The organism is Myxococcus sp. XM-1-1-1, assembly GCF_020037095.1.
GTDB lineage: Bacteria > Myxococcota > Myxococcia > Myxococcales > Myxococcaceae > Myxococcus > Myxococcus fulvus.
Window position 1 is genome coordinate 265,546 of the sequence record NZ_JAIQDH010000006.1, and the last position, 17,883, is coordinate 283,428.

Annotated in this window: 10 protein-coding genes; 7 read left to right on the top strand and 3 right to left on the bottom strand. The window is 69.2% G+C overall.

All coding sequences use genetic code 11. The features are described 5' to 3' along the window. Positions 1–22: 22 nt before the first annotated feature. Positions 23–1,255, bottom strand: coding sequence for a gephyrin-like molybdotransferase Glp (gene glp, locus K8640_RS14895; protein WP_223747636.1), 1,233 nt, complete (start codon positions 1,253–1,255; stop codon positions 23–25). Between the two features lie 175 nt (positions 1,256–1,430). Here glp and K8640_RS14900 point away from each other — a divergent pair, with 175 nt between their 5' ends. The 5 genes from K8640_RS14900 to K8640_RS14920 all read left to right on the top strand — a co-directional run bounded on the left by K8640_RS14900 (position 1,431) and on the right by K8640_RS14920 (position 12,002). Then, positions 1,431–2,855 (top strand): protease inhibitor I42 family protein, encoded by a 1,425-nt coding sequence (locus K8640_RS14900; protein WP_223747637.1) that lies wholly within the window; start codon positions 1,431–1,433, stop codon positions 2,853–2,855. Between the two features lie 108 nt (positions 2,856–2,963). Further along, positions 2,964–6,566 (top strand): ribonuclease R, encoded by a 3,603-nt coding sequence (rnr, locus tag K8640_RS14905; protein WP_223747638.1) that lies wholly within the window; start codon positions 2,964–2,966, stop codon positions 6,564–6,566. A gap of 291 nt (positions 6,567–6,857) precedes the next feature. Then, entirely contained in the window at positions 6,858–8,300 is a 1,443-nt protein-coding gene (locus K8640_RS14910; RefSeq protein WP_223747639.1) for a hypothetical protein, read from the top strand. 231 nt (positions 8,301–8,531) lie between these two features. After that, on the top strand, positions 8,532–9,296 hold the full coding sequence (locus K8640_RS14915; protein ID WP_223747640.1) for a hypothetical protein: 765 nt from the start codon (positions 8,532–8,534) through the stop codon (positions 9,294–9,296). A 291-nt stretch (positions 9,297–9,587) separates the two neighbouring features. After that, a complete protein-coding gene (locus K8640_RS14920) occupies positions 9,588–12,002 on the top strand; it encodes a serine/threonine-protein kinase (protein ID WP_223747641.1) in 2,415 nt (804 codons plus the stop codon). 154 nt (positions 12,003–12,156) lie between these two features. Here the strand turns inward: K8640_RS14920 and K8640_RS14925 are convergent, their stop codons facing one another. After that, positions 12,157–13,995, bottom strand: a complete 1,839-nt coding sequence (locus tag K8640_RS14925) for an SBBP repeat-containing protein (RefSeq protein ID WP_223747642.1) — start codon at positions 13,993–13,995, stop codon at positions 12,157–12,159. A gap of 218 nt (positions 13,996–14,213) precedes the next feature. On the opposite strand from K8640_RS14925, the gene K8640_RS14930 reads away from it, so the two are divergent. Next, positions 14,214–15,017 (top strand): hypothetical protein, encoded by an 804-nt coding sequence (locus K8640_RS14930; RefSeq protein WP_223747643.1) that lies wholly within the window; start codon positions 14,214–14,216, stop codon positions 15,015–15,017. Between the two features lie 222 nt (positions 15,018–15,239). Beyond that, the gene (locus tag K8640_RS14935) at positions 15,240–16,388 is read left to right on the top strand and encodes a hypothetical protein (RefSeq protein WP_223747644.1); all 1,149 of its coding nucleotides are present in this window, start codon (positions 15,240–15,242) and stop codon (positions 16,386–16,388) included. 93 nt (positions 16,389–16,481) lie between these two features. Here K8640_RS14935 and K8640_RS14940 read toward each other — a convergent pair whose 3' ends face one another. Continuing rightward, positions 16,482–17,873: a hypothetical protein gene (locus K8640_RS14940; RefSeq protein WP_223747645.1), complete on the bottom strand. Its 1,392-nt coding sequence runs from the start codon at positions 17,871–17,873 to the stop codon at positions 16,482–16,484. Positions 17,874–17,883: the final 10 nt, after the last annotated feature.

Below are 17,883 nucleotides of genomic sequence, written 5' to 3' on the forward strand. Positions count from 1 at the left end.
CGTGACGGACGCCTTCGGTTTCTCAAGCCCCCCAGGAGACCGGTAGCAACTCCACACCGTCCCCATGAGACAAGCTGCTGGCCTCCCGGGGGAAGTGCAGCAGGTGCGTCGCGGAGGCCGCGGAGCGCAGCGCTCCGGACGTCTGGGTGGACAACGGCCGTGCCCACAAGCTTCCTTCCCGCCAGGTGGCCGTCACCCGGACGAAATGCGCCAGCCCCGGGCTCTTGGCCAGGCGGCCGTCCAACCGCCCGGACACCCGGATGGGGGCCACGTCCGAGTGCCCCAGCAGGCGGCGCAGCGCCGGCCGGACGAACAGCTCGAACGTCACCAGGGACGAGGTGGGGTTGCCGGGCAGGCCGAAGAACAGCGTGCTGCCGCGCTTGCCCACCACCAGCGGCTTGCCGGGCTTGATGGCCACGCGCCACAGGTGCTGTTCCACGCCCAGGGCCGCCAGGACCTCCTTCACGTAGTCCCGCTCGCCCACGGACACGCCCGCGCTGGTGAGCACCACGTCGAAGCCGTGGGCGCGCGACAGGAACTCGCTCACCGAGTCCCGCGTGTCCTGCGCGATGCCCAGCAGGGACGGCAGTCCGCCCGCGCGGCGCACCGCCAGCGCCAGGGACGGGGCGTTGGTGTCGACGATGCGGCCCTTGGGGGGCTCGTCGGCCCGGCACAGCTCGTCCCCGGTGGAGAGGATGGCCACCCGGGGCGCGCGGGGGACGGGGATGGACAGCTGGCCCTGGCCCCACAACAGCCCCAGCTCGGGGATGCCCAGGGGCGTGCCCCGGGCCAGCAGCAGCGCCCCCTCGTGGGCGTCCTCGCCCCGCGGCCGCACGAACTGGCCGGACTCCACCGCCTCCAGGATGTCCACCTGATCCGCGCCGCCGTTGGGGACGGGGCGGGCGCGCTCGCGCATCACCACCGCGTCCGCGCCGTCGGGCAGGGGGGCGCCGGTCATGATCCGCACGCAGGTGCCCGGGCGGACCTCGTGCCGGGGCGTGGCGCCCGCGTAGACCGTCTCCAACACGGGCAGTCTCACCGGCAAGGGCCCCGTGAGGTCGGAGGCGCGCACCGCGTAGCCGTCCATGGCCGAGTTGTCCCAGGGGGGCAGGGTGCGCTGGGCCATCACGTCCTCCGCCAGCGTCCGGCCCAGGCCCTCGTCCAGGGACACCCACTCCGTGGCCAGGGGGGGGACCAGGGCCAGCACCCGGGCCCGGGCCTCGTCCTCCGGCAGCAGTGTCGCGGCGTCGTTCATGCGCGTGTTCTCCAGGGCTGTTCGCACCCAAAGTCCGAGAGAAAATCAAGTGTTAGTTTGACAGCCCTGCTGATCATCGTTACAAGCTCCAATCATCGCGAAGCCTGCCAGTCCTCCTGGGGGTGGCTTGGCAACCCGTTGAAAGTACACGGGAACTCTCAAGGAGACAGCGTCGATGGCCAAGCCCAAGTCCGGGGCCAAGAAGGCGACTCCCGCTGGAAAGACTGGCGCGAAGCCCGCCGCGAAGAAGGATAAATCCGCCCGGCTGGATCTGATCAAGAACGCGTCCAAGCGCGTCGCCACCTCGACGACGAAGGCGGTCAAGGCCGTCGCGGAGACGGTGGCCAAGGGCGCGAAGTCCGCGGCGAAGAAGGTGGCCGCGGAGGTCGCCCCCGAGAAGGGCAAGGCCGCCGAGAAGGCGGAGAAGGTCGACAAGACCGAGAAGGCCGCCGCGACCAAGAAGTCCGCCGCCAAGCCCGCTCCCGCCGCCAAGTCCGCCACGGCCAAGGCTCCGGCCGCCCCCGCGGCGAAGGCGCCCGCTGGCAAGGCCGCTGGCGGCAAGGCGGGCTCCAAGGCCTCCGCGCCCGTCATCCCCGCCGTGGAGAAGCCCCGTCCCCGCGCCACCAAGCTGCCGCCTCCGGGCGAGCCGCTCACCAAGCGCGAGATGGAGCAGCTGCTCACCGCCGGTGAGGGCCGCGGCGTGACGGGCGAGGGCAGCCTCAAGGGCCGCCTGGTCGTCCTCAACGAGATGCCCAACCTGGTGGTGGTGGGACGCGACAAGCGAGAGCTCACCTTCCTGCTCCAGGGGCCGGACCAGGAGGTCCTGCCGGCGTACGTGAACCACAAGGTCTCCGTCAGCGGGTTGATCCGCAAGACGACCAACCACGGCGGCGTGGTGGACGTGCGCAAGTACTCCGCCAAGAAGCCGGAGGCCGAGGTGGTGGAGGCGCCCCCGGCGGACACCGAGCCCCGGCTGCGCTACCTGTCGCCCGGCGAGGTCTCCATGGTGACGGCGGCCGGCATGGGCGCGGGCATCAAGGGCTTCGCGGCGGTGCGCGGCAACCTCGAGATGACGGGCGAGGAGTTCGTGCTCGTCGTGTCCAACGGCGGCACCCGTCAGCAGGTCTCGTTCCTCATCGAGGGCAAGGCCGCGGTGAAGGGGCTGCGCAAGTTCGTGGGCCACACGCTGCAGGTCATGGGCGTGGTGGACAAGACGTCCGGTTGGGGCGGCCGCATCGGCGCGGAGAACGTGGAGCCCCGTCCGTCCGAGGCGCGCGCGGTCTCTCGCGACGAGATGGAGCTGGTCCACATCGAGGGCGAGGTGCCCACGAGCGTGGACGTGAAGCTCAACCACGGCCTCACCGTGCGCCTGCCCGAGCAGCCGGGCTTCACCTGGGCCATCGAGCCCACCGCCGCCAAGCGCGTGGGTCTGCGCGAGGCCAACTTCGAGCCGGGCCTCAATGGGGGACCGGCCACCCGAGAGTTCTTCTTCACCCCCCGCAACCCGGGGACATCCGAGGTGGAGTTCTTCCTGGCCAAGGCGCTCGCGCCGGGCCTGGTGGACCGCTCCTTCAAGATCAACGTCACGGTCAAGCCCTGAACGTCGCTTCCCGGAGGAGGACTCCGGGAAGCAGTCGGTCGCCGGGGGGTTCCCGCCCGGCCGCTTCGGGCTTACCCGTTCCCGTAGCGGCCGAGCCGCGACCCCACCGTGAGCATTCCTCCCGACCTTCTCCAGCAGATTCTCTCCGACGCAGACCACCCGCTGGGCATCAAGGAGCTCCTGCGACTCGCGGGCCTGCATCCTGGCCAGCAGACCGAGCTCAAGCGCGCCCTGCGCGAGCTGGTCCGTCAAGGCGCCATCGTCAAGGAGGGCAAGCGCTTCCTGCGCCCCAGCCCCCCTCGTGACGAGGCCGTACGTCCTGCCCCCGCGCACCCTGAGCAGGCGCGTCCGGAGGCGCCCCGCTTCGGCAAGGCCCACTCGAACGACTCCCGCGCCCGCTTCCAGGGGCATGGAGCGCGCGGACAGGAGGGCGGCCGTTTCCAGGACCGTGGTGCCCCGTCACGTGGCGCCCGCGACGCCGGACGCCATGGCGGTGGCGGGCGCGACGACTGGCGTGAGCGCTCCGGTCAGCGAGGCCGGAGGGAGCGCCGCTTCGGCGAGGTGCTCGACACGGTGGAGGGCATCCTCCACGTGCATCAGAACGGCTTCGGCTTCGTGCACCCGGTGTCGGGCGAGGGCGAGAACATCTTCCTGCCGCCGGGCGAGGCGCAGCGCGCGCTCGACAATGACCGGGTGGTGGTGGAGGTGGCGGGGCGGCCCGGACGTTACGAGGGGCGGCTGGTGCAGGTGGTGGACCGACGCCGCGAGCTGGCGGTGGGCGTCTACACCGCGCACGGGCGCCACGCGCTGGTGCTGCCGACGGACACGAGCCTGCCGGGGCCCATCCGCGTGCCGTTCACCCAGATGGCCCAGGAGGGCGACCTGGTGAAGGTGCGCCTGGGCGTGGGCGCGAACCTGTTGGACCCGGGTCGCGGGCTGATCGGCGAGGTGGCCGGCTCGCTCGGCAAGCCCGGCACGCCGAGCTCCGAGGTGATCGGCATCGCCTACTCGCAGGGCTTCTCGGACGAGTTCCCGCCGGAGGTCATGGACGAGGCGGACCGCTATGCCGTCACGGTGTCCGAGGACGAGGCGCGCGGCGAGCAGCGCCGCGACCTGCGCGCGATGGCGCTGGTCACCATCGACGGCGAGGACGCGCGCGACTTCGACGACGCGGTGTACGTGGAGGAGCAGCCGGGAGGTTGGCGGCTGGTGGTGGCCATCGCGGACGTGACGCACTACGTGCGCGAGCGCAGCGCGCTGGACGCGGAGGCGCTCCGGCGCGCGACGTCCGTGTACCTGCCGGACCGGGTGCTGCCGATGCTCCCGGAGCGGCTGAGCAACGGCATCTGCTCGCTGCGCCCGGACGAGGACCGGCTGTGCATGGTGGCGGACATGACGTTCGACACCCAGGGCCAGCGGCGCTCGTCCACGCTGTACCCGGCGGTGATGCGCAGCCAGGCGCGGTGCACGTACAACGAGGTGCAGGACGTCCTCGATGGCAAGGACGTGCCGCACCGCAACGCCTTCAAGCCGCACTTCGAGCGGATGATGTCGCTGGCGCGGGCGCTGATGAAGATGCGCAAGGAGCGCGGCGCCATCGACTTCGACCTGCCCGAGCACAAGGTCGTCGTGGGCAAGGACGGCCTGCCCGAGCGCATGGACAAGCGCGAGCGCAAGGACAGCCACCGGCTCATCGAGGAGTGCATGCTCGCCGCGAACGAGGCGGTGGCGCGCTTCTTCCAGGACGAGGGCCTGCCCACGGTGTACCGGTTCCACGGCGAGCCGGACGAGGAGAAGCTGGCGGCCTTCGCGGCGCTGGCGCAGGCGTATGGCTTCAAGCTGCGCTTCGAGGACGGGGTGTCGTCGAAGGAGCTGGACGCGTTCATCAGCCAGCTGGCGGGCCACCCGGAGCAGCGGGCGCTGAACCAGCTGCTGCTGCGCTCGATGATGCAGGCCGTGTACACGGCCTCGAAGGTGGGGCACTACGGGCTCGCGGCCGAGCACTACCTGCACTTCACCTCGCCCATCCGTCGCTACCCGGACCTGCTGGTGCACCGGCTGCTCAAGGCCCACTGGGCGAGGGCAGGCCGCAAGCCGTCGCAGGCCATGCTCGAGCGCGAGGAGGAGAAGCTCGAGGACATGGCGATGCAGTGCTCGGATCGCGAGCGCGCGGCCATGCAGGTGGAGCGCGAGGTGGTCTCGTTCTACGCGGCCCTGATGATGAAGGACCGCGTCGGCGAGGAGTTCGCGGCCACCATCGCGGCCATCACCGACTTCGGCTTCTTCGTCGAGCTGGACGAGGTGCACGTCGAAGGCCTGGTGAAGGCGGAGACGCTGGGGCCGGGCTCGAAGCTGGACAAGCAGACGCACGCGCTGGTGTACCCGAACGGGCGCCGCGTCCGCGTGGGCCAGAAGCTGCGCGTGCGGTTGCTGTCGGCGAACCCGACGGCGCGGAAGATCGACTTCGAGGCGCTCCAGTTCGACGGCGAGGCGCCGCTGGCGCGCCGTGAGGGCGGAGCGTTCTCGCACCGTCGTCCCGAGCGCCGCGAGCAGGTCGCGCATGGCAAGCACCGGGCCGAGCGGCCGGGACGCTGGGAGCGCGAGGAGAAGAAACAGGGCTCCGCCCGAGGCTGGGCCGCGCGCGAGGAGCCCTCGAGTCCCCGCGGCCGGTTCGTGCGGGAAGGGCGCCGCGAGGAGCCCGCGCGGGGCGAGGAGAAGTTCAAGCAGCCCTGGCGCGACGAGTCGGCGAACAAGCCCCGCGAAGGTCGTCCCGAGCGGGAGGGCCACGGTGAGAAGCGTCGGGTCTTCGTGCGCCCCGAGCAGCAGGGTGCCGAGGTGCGAGGTGCGCAGTCCGTGGAGCAGGAGTCCTCCGCCGTGAAGACGTTGGAGGCCCCCTCCGCTCCCGAGGCGACGGGTGGCTCGCCGCATCCCGGATTCGACCGGCTCCGCGCCCTGGCCGCGCAGGGGCAGCGTGGCGGCGGTACCCATGGTGCCAAGGGCGGGCGTCCGCACGCGCCGCAGAAGCACGGTCACGGCGGGAAGCCCGCCTCGAAGGACGCGCGCTTCCACCACCGGCCGCCGCCGAAGTTCGAGCCGCCGAAGCCTCGCGAGGAGACCGATGCCGCGTTCTCGCCCGAGAACTGGCAGCCCTCCGTTCCCGCCGAGCCTCCCGCGAAGCCGCCGGCGGCCCGGGAGTCGCGCGACGTGACGACGCACGTGGAGCCGTCGGCTCGTGCGACGCCAGGGGTGGTGTTGACCGCGGAGCCCGTGGTGACGACCGCTCCGGAAGCGGTCTCCCGTCCGGTGACGCCGCCTGCTTCGCGGGTCCGTCCGGCGGACGTGATGGACGCGGAGGTCGTGGGAGAGGCCCCCGCGAAGAAGCGCTCCCCGCGTGCGAAGCCGAAGCGCGAGTCCTCCGCCCCGAGCACACGGAAGACGGCCACCAGGCCCGCGGCCACGAAGAAGTCCGCGAAGAAGCCCGTGGCCGCGAAGAAGGCGCCCAAGGCGAAAGCGGCCAAGTCCACGACGCCCAAGTCGAAGCCCGCGAAGGTCAAGGTCACCGCGCCCAGGTCGAAGCCGGCGAAGTCCAAGGCCGTGCCCGCGAAGTCCAAGACGGCGCGGGCTCCGACGAAGGCCGCCGCGAAGAAGGGCAAGAAGGCCGCGTCCGCGAGCAAGCCTCGCGGCACGGGCAAGGCTCGAACGAAGCGCTGAGCACCGAGCCAGGCCGCGCGAGCGACAGTCGCTCGCCGCGCGGTGTGGGGCAGGTGGGCCACATGATGTGGGGTGGCCCCCCCTGAATCCACGCGGATGCAACAGTGACGGCGGCACCTGCTCCCAGGTGACTCTGTGCGAGCGCCCCATGGCATGTCACTTGCCTTGGGGACGCGAACACACGACGCGTGTGCGCACAGTCATCTTGTCGAGGAGTGGAGCATGCGAGCCGTCCGGCCGGGCCGACGTTCGTCACCTTGGGGTCTCTGCCTCGCGCTCGGTGTCGCGAGTGTGCTCACGGCCTGCTCCTCCGATGACCCGGTCGACGGGAACCCCAAGCCCGACGCGGGCACGAGCGCTGATGGCGGCACGGGCTCCGACGCGGGAGGCAACCCCGACGCGGGTTCGTCCGGCTCCGACGGTGGCGCGTCCACGCCGGATGGTGGACCCGGCCCGCTGCCTCCGTTCACCTGGGGAAGCGGGCCGGAGACGGGCTCCATCTCGGGGGACGTGTGGACGCCGGGGCGTGACTCGACGGGTCTGGTGAACGAGGCCTCCTGGGCGCTGGTGCCCAAGGGACGCTGGATTGAAGTCGCGGGGACGCCGCTCACCACGCTCGACGCGGAGGTCAAGGCCGCGCTCCCGGGCTTCAGCGACCTGGGCTCGCAGGGCATCGCCGGTGTCATCAACGCGTACTCCGGCATCGCGCTGGATGCGCCGAGGGCGCGGTGGTGGGCCTTCGGCGGTGGCCACGCCGACAGCTCCAACAACGGCCTCTATCGCTTCGACATGGCGCGGATGCGCTGGAGCATCGAGCAGCTGCCGGACAACTCCGCGAACTGGACGAACGTCCCCTGGGGCAACACCTACAGCGGCTATCCCCCCGCGGAGGCGTACGCCAAGGCGCATCCGGACAGCGACGTCCATTCGGACGAGTTCTTCGACCCGGACCGCCCCGCCGCGTCGACGCGCAACCCCACCGCGCGCCACACGTACAACGGGCTCGTCTACAACCCGGACCTCGACGAGGTGGCCACCGGCGTCCGGCGCATGTGGCGCTACAGCCTGAAGACTCGCACCTGGACGCGCCACAATCCGTTCAACACGCCGGGGGCCTCGTATGACGGCTCGAAGGGCTACGGCGGCGCCGCCGGCTGGACGTTCTGGGACGAGGTGCGCGGGCGCTACATGTTCGGCCCCACGGAGAACTACAACTATTCGCAGTGGTGGTCCTTCGGCCAAGAGGACACGTCCTGGAAGTGGGAGGTCGTCACGCCTCCCGCCTGGCACTTCGCGCAGATGGCCCGCGTGGGCCGCGTCCTCGTGAGCTTCCCCGCGCCGGGACACGAGGAGCCGCACGTGCAGATGCCGCGGTTGATCACCTACGACCTGGACACGACGAAGTGGAACGACATTCCACTGCGGAGCGACCTCGTGCGGGCGCGCTGCTATCCCGAATACTTCGAGGGCATGATCTTCACCCACGTGCCGCCGCTCAATCGCTACATCGCCGCGTTCCGGTATGACCGCGACGGGGACGGCTCCTTCGAATACCGCACCTACGAGGTCGACGCCGAGGCCCGCACCCTGCGCGAGGCCCCCCAGTGGGAGGCGGGCGCCTTCGGCGGCTGGCATGACCTGGTCAAGAACCGCTTCTTCTACCAGGCCACGCACGACGCCCTCGTCTATGTGCGCAAGGGCGAGGAGAACCTGCGAGTCTTCAGGTTGCCCTGAGCGGATTGCCTTCACGCTCAGCGCGAGAGTGATGTGATTGGGAGCAAGATGGCCCTGCCTTTGCTGGCGGGGTCGTTTTGTTTTCACAGGCACATGAAAAAAAGTCCTGGATCTGCGTAGCCCGTAGAGAGCGGAGGTCCAGTGAGAGCAGCCCTTTCCGCATGTATCGTCCTTGCAACAAATCATGAATATGCGGGATCAATCGCCCCCCGCATGATAGGAAGCGCGCCCATGCGCACTTCCCTTCGGCTGTCTTCCCTCGTCCTTGCGTCGTCCTTCATCGTTGGTTGCCTCGGTCCCGAGGCGGAGCCGACGCCCGAGCCCGTCCAGGCCACCCAGGAGCAGGAGGCCACGGACCCCAACTTCCGCGTCTACAACATCGTCGAGGCCGTGCTGCCCGCCGGCAACTATGACGGCGTCGCGGGCAACGAGTGTGTTGCCCTCCTGAACCCCGAGCACCGCCTGCGCAAGGTCATCCTGGTGGCGCCCGCGGCCGCCAACGGCAGCTGCGCGCTGAGTGGGTACACGGCCGGCTCCGCCCTGAGCTTCACGTGGGGCGACACGTCCGTCTACCAGGGCTCCGCCGGCATCGCCTCCATCCGCGCCGCGCTGTCCGACTCGAACGGCGCCGTGCACCGCGTCGTCGGCTCCATCACCAACGAGGCCGCGGCCCTGGCCAGCCTCAACGCGTTCCTCGCGCAGCCCACCGCGACGCAGGGTGCCCAGCTGGGTGGCTTCACCGCCGTCCGGGTCCACTCCATCTATGACTTCGAGGGCCAGGAGCAGGTCAATGCCGAGGCCGCGTACCAGTCCGTCCGCGTCACCCAGCCCTGCGAGAACCCTGGCTCCCCTGAGCTCGTGGCGCGCGTGAACAACGGCTTCGTCTACGGCTACTCCGCCAGCAACACGGGCAGCTGCCACAGCGGCTGGTTCACCGTGACCCGCCGCTACAACCGCAACTGGCAGCTCGTCTACAACTACTCCTACTCGGAGTGATTCGCCGCGCCGCTCGGGCGCTCCCGTGAGGGCTCGAGCGACGCGTGGTTCCGCCGGTGCCCGCCATCCTGGGCGGGCGCCGGTGTGATGCGGTCGGACGCCCTCCATTGACTGCCATTGCGCCGCGCCGGGCGCGATGTGTGCCGTTGGGGGGGGCTGTCGTGCGGGTGGGCGTGGGTGCCACACCTGGGATTGCCGCCATCCCCCTACCCAGACGCCCCGCAAACAGACATCGTGTGGCCCGCGAAGTGCCACTTCGATGCGCCTCGAGCGTCCAGGACGGGTTGCCCGATGACCCAGGAGCCGCAGCAGAGCCTCGGACGTTATGAGCTCCTCGCCCAACTCGGCAGGGGAGGCATGGCGGAGACGTGGCGCGCGCGGCTGGTGGGCGCCGCCGGAGTCACCAAGCCCGTCCTCATCAAGAAGGTGCTCCCGGAGCACGCGAACGACGAGGCCTTCATCGCGATGTTCATCAGCGAGGCGCGCATCTCCGCCACGCTGTCCCACGGGAACATCGCGCAGGTCTTCGACTTCGGTCGGATGGATGGCCAGTACTTCCTGGCCATGGAGCTGGTGGATGGCCAGCCGCTGCACCGCGTGTTGAGACGCGCGGCGAAGACGGGCCTGGCGTCGATGCCCATCCCGCTGGCCACGTACATCGCGATGGAGATGTGCCGCGGGCTGCACTACGCGCACTCGCGCACGGACGACCAGGGCGTGCCCCTGCACATCGTCCACCGCGACATCTCCCCCGACAATGTCCTCATCAGCTACGAGGGACAGGTCAAGATCGTCGACTTCGGCATCGCCAAGGCGCGCATGCTGCGCAGCTTCCACACCGAGCCGGGCATCGTCCGGGGGAAGTACCTCTACTTCTCACCCGAGCAGGCCCGGGGCCAGGAGGTGGATGCGCGCACGGATGTCTGGGCCACGGGCCTGGTGCTGTACGAGATGCTCTGCGGTCAGGCTCCGGTCTCCGGCTCGGAGGCCCTGGTCATGTCGAAGCTGGCGCACGGCGAGTTCCCCTCGCCGCGAGAGGTGCGCAAGGAGCTGCCGAACGCGCTGAATGAGATTGTCATGCGGGCGCTGTCCGTGGACACCCGGTTCCGCTACGAGTCGGCGAACGCCTTCGGTGACGCGCTGGCCGGATTCCTCCATTCCTTCGCGCCCCGCTTCGGGATGTCCAACCTGGCGTACCTGGTCCGCGAGCTGTTCCGCGAGGACCTGCTGCAGCAGGGAAGGGACCTCGCGGTGCCGGCCTCGTTCGTCGAGGAGCTGAGCGCGTGGCGAGGCACCGAGCACGCTCCGACGCGCGCGCCCACGAAGTCGACCCGCGTTCTCCAGGACGTCGTGCCCACGACGCCGCTGCCCGGGAGAGGCCAGGCCAACCCCGAGCCGCCTCCGTCCGCTCCCCAGGAGCCGCCGAGCCGGTCCTGGCGCTGGGGGCTCCTCGCCGCCGGAGGATTGGTGGCGATGCTCTCGCTGGCCCTCCTGCCCTGGGTGCTCGATGACGGGCCTCCACCCGCGCCGCCCCCGCCGCCGGGGCCCCTGGAGCCCTTGGGGGAAGGAGGCCCGGAGGTCCTGGCCGGGAGCGGCAGCGCGCTGGGGACATCGGACTCGACCTCCGAGGTCCAGGGTGTCCCCGTGGCGGAGGCCGAGTCCGTCGCCGACCATCCCGACGCGACCTCCATCCGCCTGGACTCCCGTCGACATGTCTTCCGCGTGCCGGGGGAGATGGTGGCCTTCTTCCACCTGTCCCCGTCCGCCACGTACTCCCTCTGGGAGCCGGGCTTCTCGGCCCGGAGCCCGCCGCGCGCGGTCCTGGAGCCGGCTGTGTATGCCGAGCAGCCCATCTTCTATCTGCTCGCCGGAGATGCCGTCCCCGTCGCCCAGCGTCAGGGCGTCGTTCCGCGGCGTCCGCTGGCGCTCAAGGGCATCCGGTCCGTCGCCCTGTTCACGCTCGGGGAGCCCATCAAGGACGACCTCAGCCCGCAGAACGTGTCCCTGCGCGATCCCCGCGAGCGCTCCGAGCGGCGCTTCATCTTCCATCCGGAGCCCATGCGGGTGTCCACCGCCCAGGGCTTCCTGCTCCGGGGGCTGGACGCCCGGCAGACGTACACCGTGTCCCTGGCTCCCGTGGGCGAGGGCGTCTTCCCGAGGGGCCGCGCGCTGGGGCCCGCGAACCACGCCGCCTGCGTCGAGTGGTCCCCGGGCAACGCCCTGCCGAAGCTGGACCGGTACGGCGAGCCCATCCGGATGCAGCCCGTGCGCTTCTTCCTGTCGGGGACGCGCGAGGTGAAGGTCCGAGGCATCCAGGGGCTGCGCTGCGGTCTGCTCGACGACGATGTCTCGGACAACGAAGGTGAGGTCGAGGTGCGGGTGAGCTCGGCGGATGCGCGACGGCCCAGGAGCCCGAGCCCCGCCGCGTCCTCGACTCCCGACGACGAGGCGGCCCGGCTGTACGCCGAGGCCCAGCGGCTGTCGCGCGCGGGGAAGACCCACGATGCCTTCCTGCTCGCCGAGGACTGTCTCTCCAACGTGCCGGAGCAGGCGAGCTGTCTGCTCCTCTCCGGCGCCATGCAGGCACGTCTCAACCGGATGGATGGCGCCCGCGAGCGTTACCGGACGTTCGTGAAGCGCTATCCCGCCCACCCCGAGGCCGCCAGGGTGCGCCAGCTCCTCGAGGACTATTCCAAGACACGCTGATGCCTCATGGCTGTCTCGGTACGACCGCCAGGAAGCATCCCGATTCAATCGGCACTCCGACGCCCGCGGTGGTGTCCGCCGCGGGCGTCGGCTCTTCAGGCAGAGCCTGGGTGGGCCTGACACACGCGCTTCGTGTCACGCCCGGATGGGTGGCTCAGAGCGGCTTGGCGATCTTGGACAGGAACGTGTCTGGGGTCCCCAGGATGGTGTTGCCCTGGTAGTGACCGTCCACGTAGCCGCCGACGTAGAGGTTGCCTGTCCCGTCCACGACGACACCCATGCTGCGCACGTCCTTGGCCACGCCGTTGATGGCCGCGGTCTCCTGCTGGATGACCCACTGCAGGTTGCCGGTGTGGTCCAGCTTCGCCACGTAGTTGTGGACCATGCCTCCGCTGGTGTCCGTCACCTTCGTGATGTCCGCCACGCCGCCGCCCGTCGCGTAGATGCCGCTCGCGTCGACGTAGAGCCCCATCGCGAAGGAGCCGGAGCCCGAGTCGAGCTCCCACACCCACTGCTTCACGCCCGAGGGGCTGAAGCGGGCCACGAACACGTCGATCTGCGGGGTGACGTTGGGCACGCCATCCATGCCGCCACCCGAGTAGCCCGCGAGATACACGTTGCCCGTCGCATCGACCTGCGACGCGTACAGGTAGGCCGCCGTTCCGGGCGCACCCGCAAGCCGGGTCCACTGCTTCACGCCGTCGGCGTCGTACTTGGTGATGAAGGCATCCTGGGGGCCCGTGAGGGTGTTTCCATCCAGGTTGCCGTCCGTCCAGCCGGACACGTAGACATTGCCGAGGTCATCCGCGGCGGCACGGCGACCATGGGTCGTCTTGCCGGCAACGCCCAGCTGTCGCGTCCACAGCCTGGTGCCGTCGGGGCCGTACTTCACCACGAAGGCGTCATGGCTGCCGATGCGCGTGTTCCCATCCAGGCCACCGTTCGTCAGGCCCACCAGGAAGGCATTGTCATTGGCATCCACCGCCACGCCGTAGCCCTCCGTCTGTGCATTCGCGACGCCAATCTGGCGCGTCCAACCATGGACGCCCGTGTAGCGATAGCGCATCAGGAACGCGCTCGACCCTGGAATGGACGGGTTGCCGTCCAGTGATCCCGAGGTCCAGCCCGCGACGTAGAGCTCCTCGAAGCTGCGGTTGCGCGCCACGCCGTAGCCCAGGGCGATGTTGCCCGCTGCGCCGATCTGCTTGTGGAACAGCAGGTTGCCATTCCAGTCCCGCGCCGAGAGGAAGGCATCCATCTGGCCCACCGCGGGCTGGCCCGACAGGCCCACCGAGGTCATCCCCGTGGCGTAGGTGCGCCCCGCCGGGTCTCCCGCGAGGTCATGGATGCGACTGAATCCCCCCGTGCCTCCGGTGGTCCGGGTCCACAGCGAGGACGTCATGGGGTAGGGCTGACAATTGTAGAGCTCCAGACGTGAGATGGAGACCACGACGTTGCCCGCGCGGCTGTCATTGTCATCCGTCACGCTGATTCGATACTTCTTGTACGCGCCGGGGGAGCTGACGGCGAACTCGCGGCGCTCGTGGCCGGCCCAGCCCGTCTGGTTGGCGCGGGTGTCCATCACCGTCCAGGCGCTGCCGGTCCAACCCTCCAGCGTCCAGTTCTTCGGGGCGCGGGTGGTGATGGTGCCGTTGCCGTAGGTGACGGCATATCGCTGCACCGACTGGGAGGTGCTCGGAAACTCATAGGCCAGCCACGCGGGTGTCTGTCCCTGGGTCGATAGCCAGAAGCTCGCCGCGTTGTCGAACCCGAGCCATGGCTGATAGCTGGGGTCATACATGCTGGAGGCAGATGCGATGCCCCACGGGATGTTGTTCCCCGACATCACGGGGATGAGGCTGGTGCACGTCAGCCCCTGCTCCTGCGCCGACAGACTTGCGTCCGCCTTCTCCTCCTTCGCATCCACTCCGTCGCAGCCGGCCAGTGCCAGAGCGCTGGCGACAAAAATGCTCCGAATCGTTCGATGACTCATCACGGTGTCTCCTCTCGACTTCCGCGTGCCGGATGGCACACGTCTCCCGGGCGCGTTCGTTCGTCGTCCCGGTCAGGCTTTGATGGCGATTGATTCGGGCCACAGTGACTCTGGCACTTGTGAAGTCTGACGGACTCTTTGTGTCAGCGTGTTTCCAGTGCCGTGGAGTAGGCTCGGGCGTGAGCGAGGGGATGGCCCTCGTGTGACGGGGGAACTCCATGCGATACGTCGTCCCGTTCGTGCTGCTCTCCGCGACTTCCGTTGTCGCATCCACGCCAGCGCCGGAGGGGCAGGGTGGGGAGTACGTGGCGGTCATCTGGGGAGGCGGCAAGGACGCTGAGGCCGCGAAGGCGTCCGTGGCGAAGTGGGAGTCGGAGCGGGAGCTGGTCGCGAAGGCGCTCGTGTTGGCGGAGGGTTTTCCGAAGACGGTGTCGAGCGGCTCGGTGCCAGGGCTCAACCCGGGTTTCGAGGTCGTGTTGCTGGGGTTCTGTCGGAGTGACGAGTCCGCGGTGCAGCGCCGCTTGTTGAAGGCGTATCACCCGTTCATCTACGAGCGGCCGGTGACGCAGGCGGTGTCCGCGTGTCCGAAGTGGAAGGAGGCGGGGGGCGAGCGCGTGGTCCAGGAGCCGGCGATGTTGAAGGTGGGGCTGAGCGGCGTGACGCTGACGCGCGTCGTCTCCCGGCTGAAGCCGCCGGTGTCGTTGGGGGATGGGCGGGTGGTGCTGTGGCTGGACGTGGTGGCGCGCGACGCGGCGGGCAAGTACCTGGGCAAGGTGAGCATGGAGGACGAGCACTCCCCGACGGGCATGGGGATGGAGGGCTGCGACACGACGCTGGAGCCCTCCCGCAAGACGGCCTTCGTGGTGACCCGGCGTTGCACCTACGCGGCGGGGGCCGCGTGCAACTTCCTGCCGAGCGACACCACGCGCACCGTCGTGAAGTGGGACGGGCAGAAGCTGGTCGAGGAGGACAAGGTCATCGAGAAGCGGGAGCTGAACTACGACAGGGACTGCGCCGAGTAGCCCGAGGGCTCACGTCGACGGGCAGGACGATGACGGCTGTCAGGGGGCTGATGACTGCCGTCATCAGGCGACGCGGGGAGACCCGGGAGAGGGTGCTCGCCAACTGATTGAAATCAGGAGGGCAGTGCGTCCGCTTGGGGCGACACGGGCATGGCATGTGGGGTGCAGTGGGGAGGGGCATCGCAGGAACGACCCATCCGCCGCACTTCGAAGGAGCCTCCCATGTCCCCCCGCATCGGTAAGAAGCTGACCCGCTCCAACACGCTGCCGTCCTCGTCCACCCCGAAGGTGTCCCAGCCGAAGCCCTTGGGGCGGGCGAACACGCTGCCGTCCTCGGCGCCGTCCTCGCAGGTGACGAAGCCCGTGGCGACGAAGCCGACGCCGGGTGCGCAGCCCGCGGTGGAGCCCAGGCCGCTGAAGCACCCGGGCATGGTGGAGGGCCAGCCGTCGTACAGCCCCTTCGAGAAGACCACGGGCCAGGCCTCGGACATCATGGTGAGCGGCGGCGACAACAAGCTCACGGCTCCGGCGGGCGCCCAGCCGAACATGCTCGTGGACCGGCCTGGCAAGACGTTCCAGAAGGACACCTTCGGTGGGGGTTCGCTGAGTGGTGGCACGGGCTCGGTGCAGGCCTCGACCACGCGGTACGACGCTCCGGGCGTGCACCACTACTCGGCGCAGGCCGAGGTGAACGGGCCCAACGCGGCGTTCGAGCTGCAGAAGACGCACGCGGGCCGGTTCGGCGTGACGAGCGGTCAGATCACGGGTGAGGCGAACAGCTTCAAGGCGCAGGGGCAGGCGGGGCTGTCGTACGACCGGCACAACCACGCGTACACGGCGGCGCTGACGGGCAAGGCGGAGACGGGCGTGGGGGTGACGGCGAGTGCGAACCACGACTTCAACCGGCACGTGGGTGGCTACGTGAAGGGTGAGGCGAAGGCGTCGGCGACGGCGTACGCCGAGGGCGTGGCGAGCCTGGACCCGAGGACGGCCACGGCGATGCTCTCCGGTCAGGTGGGCGCGGCGGCCACGGCGGGTGCGTACGGCACGGCGGGCGGGCACCTGGGCCGGCTGCACGGCTCCGTCACGGGCGGCGTGGTGGCGGGCGCGGCGGCGCAGGCGGGTGGCAAGATTGGGTTGGAGAATGGCTTCTTCAAGCAGTCGGCGGATGTGAATGCCGCGGCGGGCGTGGGCACGCACCTGAAGACGGACGTGGCGGTGGACCTGCGTCACCACATCAAGCCGGGCATCGCGTCGGGTCTGCGTCCGGCCGCTGGACTGGGCACGAGCGTGGCCTCGCCCGCCAACACCCTGGAGCCCGAGAAGTCCCGCATGGAGAACTTCTTCTCGAAGGTCTTCCACCAGTCCTGAGGCGTGCGTCGGGCGACCGGGTCGCCACGGTGAAGAACGAAGCCCAGCTCCTTGGTGGGGGCTGGGCTTCTGTCGTTCGTGCTCGTGCGCGGGTCAGAATCTCTTGATCAGCGCATCGTAGATGTTGCTGTCGACGGCGAAGCCCACGAAGAACCCAGGCCGCATGCCCTTCCACGTCTTCTCGGTGGGGATGTCTCCATCCCCCGTGAAGCTGCTGCCCACGGTGTAGCCCTTCGTCAGGCGCGTGTTCTTGTGCAGGCTGAGGCCCAGCGCCAGGGAGAGCGAGCCTGTGTAGGTGAACGCGAGCCCCACGACGGCATCCTCCGTGGGCGAGGTCGGCTTCACGGCCGCGAAGACGTTGAGGAAGTAGTCCAGCTCCGTCATCGCTTCGTAGTCCACCCCGATCACCATCCATGTCGCACCGACATAGACCGCGAGGCCCTCCCGGTCCGTCACCTCCTGGACGAGCTGGGACGAATCCGTCTCGAAGCGCCGGGTGGTGGCCGTGTCGAATCCCACCATGGCCGTGGCGGCGAGGTGATAGCGGGGCCTCACCCGGGCTGTGACCACATTTTCGACGGAAGAGGACGCTGCTTCCGGAGTCGTTCCTGCTTCCTTCTGGCGCTTGGCTTCATAGCCGGAGAGTGGATGGACTTCGTATGAAAGGGGGCCCGCTCCACACCGGAACATCTGCCCTACGGGAACCAGCTTGAACTTGATAGGGCGCGCGCGCTCGTCGGCCTTCGCGCCTTGACGCTCCTTAAGGGCATCCGCGCCCTCCTTGGCCGACGGGGCCTCTTTCTGACGGAAGGTATTGACGGCCTCACAGTTCTTCGAGGTGATTCTCGGCATGCGCTCTTCAGTCTCGGGCAGGAGGAATGCCACTTGGATCCACTCTCCCTCCGAGACAGCATTGTCCATGGGAGATGCAATCGCACCCGATGGCAGGTGTACGAGAAGGATTCGCTCCTCCTTGTCGTCAATTGCCTTCAATTGCTTGAGCAGGTTGTTTTTGAGTGTTGATTCGTTTCCCAGCCAGAACTCAAGCGCACTTACGTCAATCGAGCCGGTCTTCGAAGTGCCCTCTTCTCCGAAATAGGAAACCGAGTCACCCTCCTCGGTCTTACAGTCGATGGGCGAACTCACCGCGCCCGCTGTGTTCATCTGGACCTGGAGGAACGCCGTCTCGCGTATGCCGAACTTCGCACGCTCCAGGGTGAGCACCGCCAGGTTGCCACCTTCGGCGGGTGGGGAGATGCCGTCGAGTGGGAAGGAGACGACCTCGACAGGAGTTGTTTGCTTGACGAGGGAGGCGCTTTCCAGTTTCGAGCCGACAGGGACGGTGACTTCGATGCGAAGAAACTGCTCTTTCGTCTCCACGCCCTTTTGTCTCATCGTGCAGACGGGCGCGCCATCCTCCTGCTTGTAGACCTCATACCGGTACGTTGTCTCCTCCGCCCTGGCGAGACAGGAGAAGAAGAACACGCACCCCGCC

Coding starts and splice junctions, on each gene's coding strand:
- glp (WP_223747636.1), bottom strand. CDS start 1,255: ATGAACGACGCCGCGACACTGCTGCCGGAGGACGAGGCCCGGGCCCGG.
- K8640_RS14935 (WP_223747644.1), top strand. CDS start 15,240: ATGTCCCCCCGCATCGGTAAGAAGCTGACCCGCTCCAACACGCTGCCG.
- K8640_RS14915 (WP_223747640.1), top strand. CDS start 8,532: ATGCGCACTTCCCTTCGGCTGTCTTCCCTCGTCCTTGCGTCGTCCTTC.
- K8640_RS14925 (WP_223747642.1), bottom strand. CDS start 13,995: ATGAGTCATCGAACGATTCGGAGCATTTTTGTCGCCAGCGCTCTGGCA.
- K8640_RS14930 (WP_223747643.1), top strand. CDS start 14,214: ATGCGATACGTCGTCCCGTTCGTGCTGCTCTCCGCGACTTCCGTTGTC.
- K8640_RS14900 (WP_223747637.1), top strand. CDS start 1,431: ATGGCCAAGCCCAAGTCCGGGGCCAAGAAGGCGACTCCCGCTGGAAAG.
- K8640_RS14920 (WP_223747641.1), top strand. CDS start 9,588: ATGACCCAGGAGCCGCAGCAGAGCCTCGGACGTTATGAGCTCCTCGCC.